Origin of the sequence: Paracoccus onubensis, from assembly GCF_003591515.1 — a bacterium.
GTDB classification, from domain to species: Bacteria; Pseudomonadota; Alphaproteobacteria; order Rhodobacterales; family Rhodobacteraceae; genus Paracoccus; species Paracoccus onubensis.
In genome coordinates, this window is record NZ_QZCG01000008.1 from 1 (window position 1) to 12,564 (window position 12,564).

Annotated in this window: 12 protein-coding genes; 6 read left to right on the forward strand and 6 right to left on the reverse strand. The window is 62.9% G+C overall.

Annotated elements, in window-relative coordinates; all coding sequences use genetic code 11:
* Positions 1-179: 179 nt before the first annotated feature.
* From D3P04_RS23870 to D3P04_RS12225, 6 genes are all read left to right on the forward strand, one after another.
* Positions 180-1,313: an ABC transporter ATP-binding protein gene (locus D3P04_RS23870; protein WP_119749265.1), complete on the forward strand. Its 1,134-nt coding sequence runs from the start codon at positions 180-182 to the stop codon at positions 1,311-1,313.
* Positions 1,303-2,235, forward strand: coding sequence for a carbohydrate ABC transporter permease (locus D3P04_RS12205; RefSeq protein WP_119749267.1), 933 nt, complete (start codon positions 1,303-1,305; stop codon positions 2,233-2,235). The genes D3P04_RS23870 and D3P04_RS12205 overlap by 11 nt, the downstream gene beginning before the upstream one ends.
* On the forward strand, positions 2,232-3,068 hold the full coding sequence (locus D3P04_RS12210; protein ID WP_119749269.1) for a carbohydrate ABC transporter permease: 837 nt from the start codon (positions 2,232-2,234) through the stop codon (positions 3,066-3,068). The genes D3P04_RS12205 and D3P04_RS12210 overlap by 4 nt, the downstream gene beginning before the upstream one ends.
* A gap of 35 nt (positions 3,069-3,103) precedes the next feature.
* Positions 3,104-4,375, forward strand: a complete 1,272-nt coding sequence (locus D3P04_RS12215) for an ABC transporter substrate-binding protein (protein WP_119749271.1) — start codon at positions 3,104-3,106, stop codon at positions 4,373-4,375.
* 67 nt (positions 4,376-4,442) lie between these two features.
* The gene (locus D3P04_RS12220) at positions 4,443-5,345 is read left to right on the forward strand and encodes a PHP domain-containing protein (protein ID WP_119749273.1); all 903 of its coding nucleotides are present in this window, start codon (positions 4,443-4,445) and stop codon (positions 5,343-5,345) included.
* The gene (locus D3P04_RS12225) at positions 5,345-6,202 is read left to right on the forward strand and encodes a MurR/RpiR family transcriptional regulator (RefSeq protein ID WP_119749275.1); all 858 of its coding nucleotides are present in this window, start codon (positions 5,345-5,347) and stop codon (positions 6,200-6,202) included. Before D3P04_RS12220 ends, D3P04_RS12225 begins: the two co-directional genes overlap by 1 nt.
* Before the next feature lie 236 nt (positions 6,203-6,438).
* Here the strand turns inward: D3P04_RS12225 and D3P04_RS12230 are convergent, their stop codons facing one another.
* From D3P04_RS12230 to D3P04_RS12255, 6 genes are read right to left on the reverse strand one after another with little or no spacing between them, the layout of a single operon-like run.
* On the reverse strand, positions 6,439-7,212 hold the full coding sequence (locus D3P04_RS12230) for a hydroxypyruvate isomerase family protein (RefSeq protein ID WP_119749277.1): 774 nt from the start codon (positions 7,210-7,212) through the stop codon (positions 6,439-6,441).
* On the reverse strand, positions 7,209-7,862 hold the full coding sequence (gene otnC / locus D3P04_RS12235; RefSeq protein WP_119749279.1) for a 3-oxo-tetronate 4-phosphate decarboxylase: 654 nt from the start codon (positions 7,860-7,862) through the stop codon (positions 7,209-7,211). The genes D3P04_RS12230 and otnC overlap by 4 nt, the downstream gene beginning before the upstream one ends.
* Positions 7,859-9,115 carry a 3-oxo-tetronate kinase gene (otnK, locus tag D3P04_RS12240; RefSeq protein ID WP_119749281.1) on the reverse strand — a complete coding sequence of 419 codons (1,257 nt, stop codon included), beginning with the start codon at positions 9,113-9,115 and terminating at the stop codon, positions 7,859-7,861. The genes otnC and otnK overlap by 4 nt, the downstream gene beginning before the upstream one ends.
* A 10-nt stretch (positions 9,116-9,125) precedes the next feature.
* Positions 9,126-10,517, reverse strand: a complete 1,392-nt coding sequence (locus D3P04_RS12245; RefSeq protein ID WP_119749283.1) for an NAD(P)H-dependent oxidoreductase — start codon at positions 10,515-10,517, stop codon at positions 9,126-9,128.
* 10 nt (positions 10,518-10,527) lie between these two features.
* The gene (locus tag D3P04_RS12250) at positions 10,528-12,033 is read right to left on the reverse strand and encodes a tripartite tricarboxylate transporter permease (protein ID WP_119749285.1); all 1,506 of its coding nucleotides are present in this window, start codon (positions 12,031-12,033) and stop codon (positions 10,528-10,530) included.
* 15 nt (positions 12,034-12,048) lie between these two features.
* Complete coding sequence (locus D3P04_RS12255) at positions 12,049-12,561, reverse strand: tripartite tricarboxylate transporter TctB family protein (protein ID WP_119749287.1); 513 nt, start codon at positions 12,559-12,561, stop codon at positions 12,049-12,051.
* Between the last annotated feature and the right edge of the window lie 3 nt (positions 12,562-12,564).

Below are 12,564 nucleotides of genomic sequence, written 5' to 3' on the forward strand. Positions count from 1 at the left end.
CCCCGGACCCCCGAGGTATTTGTTCAAAGAAGAAGAGGAGGATGTGCAGCCGGGCCGGCGCGGCGTTCTCCGGATGGCGGCAGCTGTTTGCTCCTGGTCGGAGTTTAACTCCGATTTTTGTCATTTTTCTGAAGTATTGCTCCGATATCTCCCATCCCGAGAGATTCGGGAGTTCCACAATGACCGCTGCCGTCCAGCTTCGAAACATCAGCAAGTCCTTTGGAGAAACGCAGACTCTCCGCGATGTCTCGTTGGCGATCAGGCCGGGCGAATTCATGTCGCTCGTGGGGCCCTCGGGCTGCGGAAAGTCGACCCTCCTGCGCATTCTGGCCGGGCTTGCGCCGCAATCGGGCGGAACGGTCAGCATCGACGGAACCGGGATCGATCATCTGCCGCCAAGCGCCCGCGACATTGCCATGGTGTTCCAAAGCTACGCGCTTTATCCGCATATGACCGTACGCCAGAACATCGGGACACCGCTGCGGATGCGCCGGTTGCCGGCACCGGCGCGCCTGCCGGGGATAGGGCGGCTCTGGCCGGGACAGCGATCGAAGCGCAACGGCATCGATCAGGCGGTCATCGATGCTGCGCGGCTGGTCGAGATCGAGCCGATGCTGGATCGCAAGCCCGCCGCGCTTTCGGGCGGTCAGCGTCAGCGTGTGGCGCTGGCCCGCGCCATTGTCCGCCATCCGCGTGTCTTTCTGATGGACGAGCCGCTTTCGAATCTCGACGCCCGGCTGCGCGTGACCATGCGGGCCGAGATCGCCGCGCTGCATCGCCGCCTTGGCGCGACCTTCGTCTATGTCACCCATGATCAGGTCGAAGCCATGACCATGTCGGACCGCGTTGCGGTGATGATGGATGGCGAAATCGTTCAATGCGCCACCCCGACGCAGCTTTACGGCAATCCCTGCGATCTTCGCGTCGCCCGTTTCATCGGTTCGCCGGAAATCGCGACCATCAGCTCGGATGAGCTGATCTCTGAAAATGGCGGTTTCGCGCCCGTGCTGCCCCGCGACCCGGTCACTGTCGCCTTCCGTCCCGAAGCTGTCTTGCTGAACCCCGCCGCCGATCATCTGGAGGTTTCGGCCACGCTCGAACGAATCGAGCAGCTTGGGCCAGAATTGCTGGTCTTCCTGCGCCTTGGCAGCGGCACGCGCCTGTGCGCCCGCGCCGCTGCCGGCCGGATACCGCCATCCGCCGAAGGCCAAAGCCTTTCCGTCTGGCTTCCGGCGCGCGGCTTCATGCTTTTCGATGCGAATGGCAGCCGGCTGGATGCGCCGCATATCCGGGAATTCGCAGATGCCGGCTGATCTGACACAATCCGTATCGATATCCCGCATGCCGCCTCGCCGGCTGGGGGCGATCCTGTCGCCGCGCATCGCCTATGGGCTTGCCGCGCCGTCGGTTCTGCTTTTGGTGCTGACGGTGATGGCGCCGATCATGGTGATGATCCTGCTCAGCTTCACAAGCTACAAATTCGGTGAGACGGGCATCGAATGGATCGGGATCGGAAACTACGCCGAACTCTTCGGCGACCGGACCTTCAAACGGGCACTGTGGAATACCTTTGCCTATGTGCTGATGGTCGCGCCGGCCTCGGTCCTGCTGGGTCTGTTCCTTGCCGTTTTGATTGACGGGCTGAGCAAGGGGCAGCGGTTCTACCGGCTGATCTTCTTCCTGCCGGTGACCGCGACCGTGGTGGCGATGGCAATGGTCTGGAAATACCTGCTTCACGGCACGATCGGGCCTTTCAACCTGCTGCTGCAAAGCCTTGGCCTGCCATCGCTTGATGTCTTCGGCGACCGCGATCTTGCGCTTGCAGGGCTGGCCGCGATCAATATCTGGTCGCTTGCGGGCTTCAATATGGTCCTGTTCTCCGCCGGGCTGACGGGTGTCCCCGAAGACCTTTACGAGGCGGCGGCCATGGACGGCATGGACAGCAAATTCGACCGCTTCCTGAACGTCACCCTGCCGCTTCTGGGGCCGGTGACGATGTTCGTCATCGTCACCTCGACCATCACGGCGTTCAAGGTTTTCGATACCGTCGCCGTCATCACCCACGGAGGCCCGCGCGGCTCGACCGATGTGCTGCTTTACACGACCTATCTTGAAGGGTTCAGCTATTTCCGCATGGGATCGGCGGCCGCGATGACGGTCGTCTTCCTTGCGATCATGATGGTGTTCGCCTGGATTCAGGCGCGGGTGCTGGACCGTAAGGTGCATTACCGATGAACAGGCCGCATCGCTTCCGTCCCGGACAGATCCTGTCGCATGTGATCCTGCTGTTCCTGGCCTTCCTGTTCATGTTTCCCTTTTACGTCATGATCGTGACCTCGGTCCGTTCACCCGCGGAGCTTTTCGTGCCGGAATTCCGCTGGCTTCCGGAAAGCTTCACCGGGCTGCAATATTACATTCAGGCCGTGACCGATATCCCGGCACTGACCTTCCTGAAGAACGGCGTCCTGATCTCGGGCGGGATTCTGATCGTACAGCTTCTGACCGCGATCCCCTGCGCCTACGCCCTGGCGAAGTTCGAGTTCCGGGGCCGCGACCTTCTTTTCGCACTGGTCCTCTTTTCGCTGACCGTACCGATTCAGGCGCCGGCGCTGCCGCTGTTTCTGGGCCTGAACGCGATCGGCGCGATCGACACCTATTTCGCGGCCATGGTTCCGTTCTTCCTGTCGGTCTTCGCGATCTTCCTGTTCCGCCAGACCTTCCGGACCTATCCCGACGAGATCATTCAGGCCGCCCGGCTCGACGGCATGTCGGAATGGGCGATCCTGTGGACCGTCGTGGTGCCCGGCTGTCTGCCCTCGGTCGCGGCGTTTTCAGTCTTCTCGGTCACGGCGCATTGGAACGACCTTTACTGGCCGATGGTCGTCATCCGCTCGAACGACCTGATGACGCCGCCCCTTGGCCTTGCCTTCTTCGCCGATAGTGAAAGCGGAGCCAATTACGGCGCCCTGATGGCCATGGCGACGATTCTGACGGCGCCTCTGATGATCGGCTTTCTGCTCGCGCAGCGCCACTTCATCCGCGGCATCACCATGACCGGGGTCAAATAAGCTTTCCCTCCACGCATGAGAAACGGAGTCTTTCGATGCGCAAACTTCTTTCCTCCCTCGCGCTCGGCCTTGTTCTGGGCAGTCCGGCCTTCGCCGATGTCACCATTCAGGTGATGCATCCCTGGCCGGGTCACAACACGTTCCACGAAGCCGAGGCAAAGGCCTTCATGGAGCAGCATCCCGATATCAAGATCGAGTTCCGCGCGTCGGCCGAGAATTATGACACCGGTCACCAATCCATCATCGGAGATGCGATGACCGGAAATGCCCCCGATGTCTATCACTCGGGATTCCATCTGCTTCCGGAACTGGTCCGCACGCTGTCGGCCCGGGATCAGATCACCGACCTGACCCCATTCATCGAAGCCGAAGGCGGTCAGGCATTTATCGAGGAAAACTTCAACCCGGCGATCAGCAACCTGACCACCATCGACGGCAAGATATGGGCAATGCCTTTCAACGCCTCGACCCCGGTCATCTTCTACAACAAGGAACTGATCGAGAAGGCCGGTGGCGATACCGGCAATCTGCCCACGGACTGGAATGGCTGGATCGAGCTTGGCAAGAAGATCGAAGAGCTTGGCGGCGGTGTCACCGGCATGGCCTATACGGTCGATGTCTGGCCGGATGACTGGCTGTGGCGGGCCCTGATCTCGCAGCAGGGGGCGCCTTTCATGAACGAGGATGGCATGACCGTCGCGTGGGATGGCGAGACCGGGACCAATGCGCTGGAACTCGCCCGTCGTTTCGTCACCGAAGGCGGCATGAAGCAAATGGATTTTGAACAGGCGCGCCAGCAATTCGTCGCGGGGCTGACCGGATTTACCATTCAGTCGGTGAACTCCGCCAACTCGTTCGGAGAGCTGTCGGCGGGCAAGTTCACCCTTGGAACCGCCGTGTTCCCGATCGACAACCCGAACGAGGGCAGGATTCCGACCGGCGGCAATGGTGCGGTCATCCTGACGAGCGATCCCGAAAAACAGAAGGCGGCCTGGGAATACATCAAATTCGTGTCCTCGCCAGAGGGGCAGGATATTGCCGTTCGCGGTTCCGGATACATGCCGACCAACCAGAACGCGATGGCCCCCGAATTGCTGGGTGATTTCTACAAGGAAAACCCCAATTGGCGCATCTCGCTTGATCAGATCGACCGTGCGATTCCATGGGCAGGATATCCCGGCACCAACTCGGTCGAGATCTGGCGCACGCAACGCGAGATCATTGCCGAAGTGATGAGCGGCGATCTGAGCACCGAGGAAGGTCTTGCCGAAATGGTCGGGATCACCAACGATCTGATCGCGAAATAACCCCGGGACAGGGGCCGGGGCATGTCCCCGGCCTTCCCCTCATTCAATGGCGTATCAAGGACAAATCATGACCAGACTTTCGCCCTTCAATCTTCCCGGATCTTTCCTCAAAGGCAATATTCACACCCATTCGAACCGTTCGGACGGGATGCTGACGCCGGATGAGGTCTCCGCCCGCTATCGCGCGGCAGGTTACGATTTTCTGTCGATCACCGATCATTTCCTGAAATCGTTCGACTTCCCGATCACCGATATCACGCATCTGAAAACCGAAACATTCACCCCGATCCTCGGAGCAGAGATCCACGCGCCGCGCACCGAAATGTCGGATATCTGGCATCTTGTCGCAGTCGGATTGCCGCCGGATTTCGCACCGACCGCCGAGACCGAAACCGGTCCCGCACTGGCCCGCCGCGCCAATGCGGCCGGCGCCTTTGTCGGTATCGCGCATCCGGCTTGGTATCAGCTTTCGATGGATGACGCCGAAACGCTGATCGATGCCGCCCACGCGGTCGAGATCTATAATCACGGCTGTCAGGTCATGCATGACAAGGGCGACGGAGCCTATATGCTGGACGGGCTTGCAGACAAGGGCCACAAGCTGCTGACCTATGCCTGCGACGACGCGCATTTCCGTACCCCCGACTTCGGCGGGGGCTGGGTGATGCTGAAGGCTGCAGATCGCTCGGCCGACGCGATTGTCGCGGCGCTCAAGGCTGGCGATTACTATTCGACGCAAGGCCCGACCATCCAGAATGTCGAGCTTCTGGGCGACAGGCTGCTGGTCGAATGTTCCCCCGCTTCGGGAATCCTGATCGCGGGCAAAGGATATCAAAACAGCTATCATTTCGAGGCTGGCGTCAGCCGCGCCGAACTGCCGATGGATGGGCTTGACGGCAGCCCGTGGTTCCGAGTCATCATTTTCGGTCAGGACGGCAAGCGCGCCTGGACCAACCCCTGCTGGCGCTGATGGAAAATTCACCCCATTCGACGCAGAACATCTTCCCGCCCCAGGGAGCTGCGGCGAAAGGGGCGCTGGGAAGAGCGACGCTGGCCGCGATTCACGCGAAGATTTCCGCGATGCCCGCAGCACAGGAACGGGTGGCCCGGATCTTCGTCGAGCGTCCCGAAGAAGCCATACGTCTTTCGGTGGCCGATCTCGCCCATGAGGCGAAATCCGGTGAGGCCAGCGTTATCCGCTTCTGCCGCACGATGGGGTTTCACAGCCTGCGCGATCTTCGGGTCGCGCTGGCTGCGGATATCGTCTATCGCAACACCGCCGCGCCGCGCAGGCCGGTCGATCATGTGGATCGTCTTTGCAGCGCCCTGCAGGCGACGGCGCAAAACGTGGATCCCGATACCCTTCGCCGCGTCGCGCTTGCCATGAAGGCCGCGCCGCATATCGATATCTTCGGATCGGGTATCTCGGGCATGGGCGCACATCTCTTTGCCTATCGCTTCTCGCGGATCGGACTGGTCGCCCGCGCCTGGAACGACGATGTCGTGGCCGACGAAATCCTTGCCTCTCGCAAACGGGGTTCGGTCGCGATGATCGTCTCGGAAACCGGCCTGACCCTGCGCACCGCCCGTTTCCTCGAACATTCCCGGGAGGCCGGAGCCTTCACAGTCGCGATTTGCGGTCAGGGCACCGAGGCGCTTGCGCCGCTTTGCGATGCGGTCCTGACCGTAACGCCTCTGGATCCGTTGCCGGAACGCGGCGAGATGGCGCCACTGATCGGCAAGCTGTTCCTTTGCGACAAGTTGGCGGGCGAGTTGATCGCATTGGGACAGGCAAAACCCGCAGGACGCAAAAGGCCGAAGCGTTAGGGCCTGTCGCGCTGAATCGGACACGCCGGTGATTTGCGTCCCGCGACGGCCGGGGGCGCTGCCCGTCGCCGACTGGTCTCTCGGACCAGTGGCGCGACCCGCCGGCGACCCCCGAGGTATTTGGACAAAGAAGAAGCAGAGGGAGCGGGAGTGAAACCGGGCGGGCGCGGCATGCTTTAAAGCGTACAGCCCCTTTGAATGCGGTATCCGCCACCGATCGATGCGAAGAACCGATCCTATTCGCCAGCGCCGGATGTCCGGGACAGATCTGTCATCCAGCCAAGGCTGTCTTCGGCCGGGCCTGCGCATTTATATTCCGCGCCCAAAGGACAATCCCAGCCAAGACGTTCCAGGGTCAGGAAAACATGGCGATAATCCAGCTCGCCATGATCGGGCCTGCCGCGATCGGGAACCGAGGCGATCTGGATATGGCCGATGACCGGCAGATGCCGTTCCAGCCGCCGGGTCAGATCACCCTCCATGATCTGCAGATGATAGCAGTCGAACATCAGCCGCAGGTTCGGATGACCCGCCTGCGCGATCAATGCCGCCGCCTGATCCGAGCCGGTCAGGAAATAGCCGGGTGCGTCATAACGATTCAGCGGCTCGATCAGGATGGTCAGATCGGGCGCGACGCGGCAGGCATGGTCGAGATTGGCGAGAAAGGTGGCCTCGGCATCGGGGCCGGTTGCGAAACCCGCCATGACGTGAACAGCGCCGCAACCGATGGCGCGGGCATAGGCGATGGCACGGTCGATTTCGGCGCGGGCCTCCGCCTCGCGGCCCGGCAGGGCGGCTAGGCCGTTTTCACCCGGATTGCCGCGCAAGGTGTTCAGGCCCAGCATCGGAAGACCGGTTTCCTCCAATGCGGCGCGGACCTGCTTGGGATCGTGATCATAAGGCCAGTGGCATTCGACCGCATCGAAACCCGCCTTCTGCGCGGCGCGGATCGCATCGGGCAAAGCCAGATCGGCCCAGAGGAACCCCAGATTGGCCGAAAACCGGGTCATGCCTCGTCCCATGCGACGTCGTGAATGCGGACCAGTTCGGCCACCTGTTCGGGTGTCAGCATGTTTGGTGTCGTCCCGCGCAGCAAAAGCGCCAGCCGGGCCGTCGCCTCCAGTTCCTCAATCGCGTTGCAGGCGCCTTCGAGATCCAGCCCCGCCACGACCGGCCCGTGATTGGCCAGCATGACGGCGGAACGCTTGCCCGCCAGCCCGCGCACGGCATCGCCGATGGCGGGATCGCCGGGGCGGAAATAGGGCAGAAGCTGCACCCGGCCCATTTGCATGAAGGCATAAGGCGTAATCGGCGGCAGGAAATCCTGCGCATCCGCATCGGGCAGGGCAGACAGCGCGACGGCATGGCAGGAATGCAGATGCACCACCGCCGCCGTGCGCCCGCGGGTCTCGTAAAAGGCGCTGTGCAGGGGCATTTCCTTGGTCGGGCGGTCGCCGTCGATATGGCGACCCCTGGCATCGAAGCGCGACAGCCGCGCCGGATCCAGCCGTCCGAAACTGGTTCCGGTGGGCGAGACCAGAAGCCCGCCATCCTCGGTCCGGGCCGAGATATTGCCTGTGGAGCCGGCGGTCAGGCCACGGTCGAACATCGACCGCGCCAGTTCGCAGATGCGTTCGCGCAATTGGTTCTCGGCGCTCATGCTGTCGTTCCTTCAAGGCGCCGGGCTGCCTTTGCAAAGAAATCCTCTGACCCGAAATTACCGGATTTCAAAGCAAGCACCAGATTGGGCCGGGCGCGGATCGCGGGAACGCCGGGGTCGATTTCAGGCCCGATCTCAAGAGTCTCGACGGAAAGCCCCTCGACCACGGCGCCCGAGGTTTCCCCGCCCGCGGTGATCAGCCGCGTCACGCCCCCCGCCACCAGAAGCCGGGCGGTTTCGGCGAAGAATGCCTCCAGCCCGGATGCGGCGGCCTCGGTTCCGTGGCGGGACTGCACGGCGCGGACGGCATCAGGATCGGCGGAAGAATAGATCAGCGGCAGGCCGGTTTGTGTCAGTGCCCAATCCGCGGCATCCTGCGGGGTCATCGCGCCCGACAGCACCGCCTCGGGGTCGAGCTCAAGCGCGGGCGAGCCCTCGGCGATATGACACGCCACCTGCCCCCGCGTCGCGCGCGAGCATGACCCGGACAGGATAACGGCCTTTCCGGGCTGGCCCTGCCAGACAGGGTGGTTGGTTGCCAGAAGCCCCTGGTCGCGGAAATTTTGCGGCAAGCCGAGCGCGATACCCGAACCTCCGGTCAACAGCGGCAGGTCGGCAATGGCCCGGCCCAGCACCAGCAGATCCTCATCCCGGATGGCGTCGGCGATGACGAAGGGGCGGCCTTCGGCAGCTTCAGAATCCAGACGCGCCCGAACAGCTTCCGATCCCTGCCAGACAACCGATGCCGGGACATGCCCGACGCCACGCGATACCTGCGGCGCCAGCCAGCGGCGCAGATCGGGATCCGTCATCGGCGTCAGCGGGTGGTTCTCCATTCCGCTTTCGGACAGCAGGCGGTCGCCCACGAACAGATGGCCCTGATAGATCATCCGGCCAGTTGCCGGGAAAGCCGGGCAGAAGATCACGCGATCCGCGCCCAGCGCATCGGCAAGAGCATCGGCCACCGGTCCGATATTGCCTTCGGGCGTGGAATCGAAGGTCGAGCAATATTTGAACAGGAACTGACGGCAGCCCTGCGCCCTCAGCCAGTCCAGCGCCTTCAGAGACAGATCCACCGCCTCTTCCACAGGGACCGAGCGGGATTTGAGCGCGACGATCCCGGCCTCGACATCCGGCGCGGCGGGATCTTCGGGGACGCCGCTATATTGCACCACCCGCATCCCGGCCTTGGCCAGCGTATTGCCCAGATCGGACGAGCCGGTGAAATCGTCGCCGATACAGCCCAGCAGCATGTTATCCCCTTCAGTTCCAGTCGGTCACGGCATCCTGTGCCTTGCGCAGACGATACATCTCGGCATCCGTGTCCAGATCCACATCGCCGCACAGGATCGACTGACCCGCGCGGATATCACGCTTCAGCCTGCGCCCCGAGGCCAGATAATAGGGGATCGGAGCATCGTCGGACAGGGGCGCGGCAGGGGTCATCCGGGCCGAGACATTGGCGATCGTGTGATGATGCCCTTCGGCCAGCAGCAGCGTGCCCGCCGGAAGATCGGCATCGGCGTGCGCCGTCAGGTCGATCACCGGAAGCGGCCTATCGGCCCCCGAGGAGACGCCCAGAAGCGCCGTTTCGAAAACCGATGTGGCGGCTTCCAGCCCCAGCAGATGGCGCGGCAGGCCGATCATCGCGGTTCTGCCGTTGCGGGCGACGACATGACCCTTGTCGCGCAGCATGTCCCAGGTCTCATCGTCGCGGCAAACAACTGTGATGAAGACACCACCCGCGAAACTGGGCTCGCCCGGCAGGCGCAGGCAGTGGAACACATCAAGCTGTCCCTTGCCCTCCAGAAGACCGCCATCCGCCTTGACCGCCATGAAATCGGCGATTTCGGTAATACGGGCAATCGGCGCATGAAAATCGGCGCGGTCCGGGACCATGCCAAGCGCATTCGCCACCACGGTCAATTCGCAAAGGTCGGGTGCCGCGCGCTGCGGCAGCGCCGAGGCAAGACGGGCGCGGGCGCGAGCCACTTCGGGCCAGGGGCGGTCGCCCGCCTCGATCCAGTCTCCGAAACCGGGGACCGGAACCGTGCGGCCGTTGCTGGTGATCGTATCGGTCGCCGGATCGAAGATGAAATCGTATTCGCTGGATTTTCCGGCAGCGACGATCTCAAGGCCGATTGCCTCGGCCCATGTGGCAAGGCCGATCAGCAGGCTGGGCTGATCTCCGTCGACGGGCGAGACCACGCAGCCGCGTTCCGCCGCCATACGCGCAAGGATCGGGCCGATCACGCTGTCGGTTTCCTTGGTGACCATGATGACATGCTTGCCCGCCTCGATGGCGATGCGGGCGTGACGGGAGCCCCCCTCGGGATTGCCGGTCGCCTCCAGCACCACCTCGATCGGCAGATCCGTCACCAGCGCCAGATCGGCGGCGGCAATGGATTGCCCTGCCTCCCACGCGGCACGGGCCGAGGCGGCGTCGCTGCATACGACGATCTGCCCCGGATCGGTGCCGACCGAGCGCAGCGCATCGGCGGCAATTCCGGCGTCCCGGTCGATGGCGACACGGCAGGTCAGGCCCTTGATATGCCGCGCCTGCGCCAGAAAACTGCGTCCGAAACCGCCGGTTCCGACAATGGCGCATTCGATCTGACGGGCGCTCCGCCCCGCGAAATAACGAAGATGGTTCATCCTGTTCTCCTTATTCGACCGGGGCCTTGCGGCGCAGGCGCGAGCCAAGCTGCAGGGTCTTCGGCAAGATCAGCAGCGCCAGCGCGATCAGCATGATCGACGTGACCAGCGTGTTCGAGAAAAAGATCTCAAGCGATCCGTTCGACAGGATCATCGACTGGTGAAAGGCGTTCTCGGCCTTGTGGCCAAGCACCATCGCCAGAACCAGCGGCGCCAGCGGATAGCCCAGCTTGGTGAACAGATAGCCCACAAGCCCGAATAGCAGCACCAGCCACAGATCAAAACTCGCGCTCGAGACGGTATAGGCCCCGACGAAGCAGATCACCACGATCATCGGCCCGATGATCGCGAAGGGGATGCGCAGCAATGCCGCGAACATCGGCACGGTCGCCAGAACCAGGATCACGCCGATCAGGTTCGACACATACATGCTTGCGATCAGGCCCCAGACGAAATCGGGCTTTGTCGCGAACAGCATCGGGCCGGGCGTCAGCCCCCAGATCATCAGCCCACCCATCATCACTGCCGCCGTGGCCGAAGACGGCACGCCAAGCGCAAGCATCGGCAACATGGCGCAGCTTCCGGCGCTGTGGTCGGCGGTTTCAGGGGCGACGATACCCTCGGGGCGGCCGGTGCCGAAAGCCTCGCCCTTGCGGGATGCCTGACGGGCAATGCCGTAGCTCATGAACGAGGCGGCGGTCGGGCCGCCCGGCGTGATGCCCATCCAGATGCCGATCAGGCCCGACCGGATCGTGGTCGCCCAGTAGCGCGGCAGTTCCGCGATGGTCCTCAGCACATCGCGCAGATCGATCTTCGAGCCGACCCCGCGGAAGCGCAGCCCCTCTTGCACGGTGGACAAAAGCTCACCGATACCGAACAGGCCGATCACCACGACAAGGAAGCTGATCCCGCTGAGAAGCTGATCCAGCCCGAAGGTCAGACGGATTTCGCCCGTTACCGTATCCATGCCGACCGTGGACAGCAGCAAACCGGTGGTCAGCGAAACAAGCGTCTTGGCAGGCGATGCGCTGCCCATGCCGATGAACGCCGCAAAGGCCAGGAAATAGACGGCGAAATATTCCGGCGCCCCGAATTGCAGCGCGAAGTTCGACGCCCAGCCCGCCAGCAGCGTAATGACGATGACGCCGATCAATGCGCCAACCCCGGCCGACATGAAGGCCAGCGTCAACGCGCGGGTGGATTCCCCCTTTCGCGCCATCGGATAGCCGTCGAATGTGGTCGCGACGGAACTTGGCTCGCCGGGGATATTGAACAGGATCGACGTGGTGGAGCCGCCGAACAGCGCCCCCCAATACATCGAGGACAGCAGGATGATGGCCGAGGTCGGATCCAGCGCGAAAGTCAGCGGGATCAGCAGCGACACGCCATTCGGCGCGCCCAGTCCCGGCAGCACGCCGACGACCAGCCCCATCAGCACGCCGCCCACCATCAGCATCAGGTGCATCGGCGTGATCGCGACGCCGAAACCATGCATCAGAAGATCGAGATTACCCATGATCCAGCGCCTTTCCTAATAGATGCCCAAAAGGGGCTCGATCGGTCCCTTCAGCAGCGGAATCTTGAAAATGACCTCGAAGATCACGTATTGCACGATGGTGAACCCTGCGCCGATGGCCAGCGCCACCCACAGCCGGTAGCCGCCCTGCCGCCACGCGCTCCAGGCGATATAGACCGTCGAGGCGACATAAACGCCCAGTGTCAGCGTACCGATGACGAAACCCGCCATGGCCGCAAGAAACATGCCGATCCGCCCCAGATTCTCGCGCCCCAGAAACGGTTCCTCGATCTCGCCCGAGTTGCGCTCATGCAAGACTGCCGCGCGATGCTTCATGAATGCCCGCATGAGATTCCACAGGCTCGCCCCGATCAGGATCAGCCCGACATAGAATGGGAAATATCCCGGTTGCGGGCCGCTTTCTTCCCAGCCGAAGCCCAATCCTGCGGCACCGGTCACGGCGGCGATGCCAAGCCCGGCTGTCGCGAAGGCAGTTCCGACCTCGGCATGAAAACGTCTGACGGTCATGGT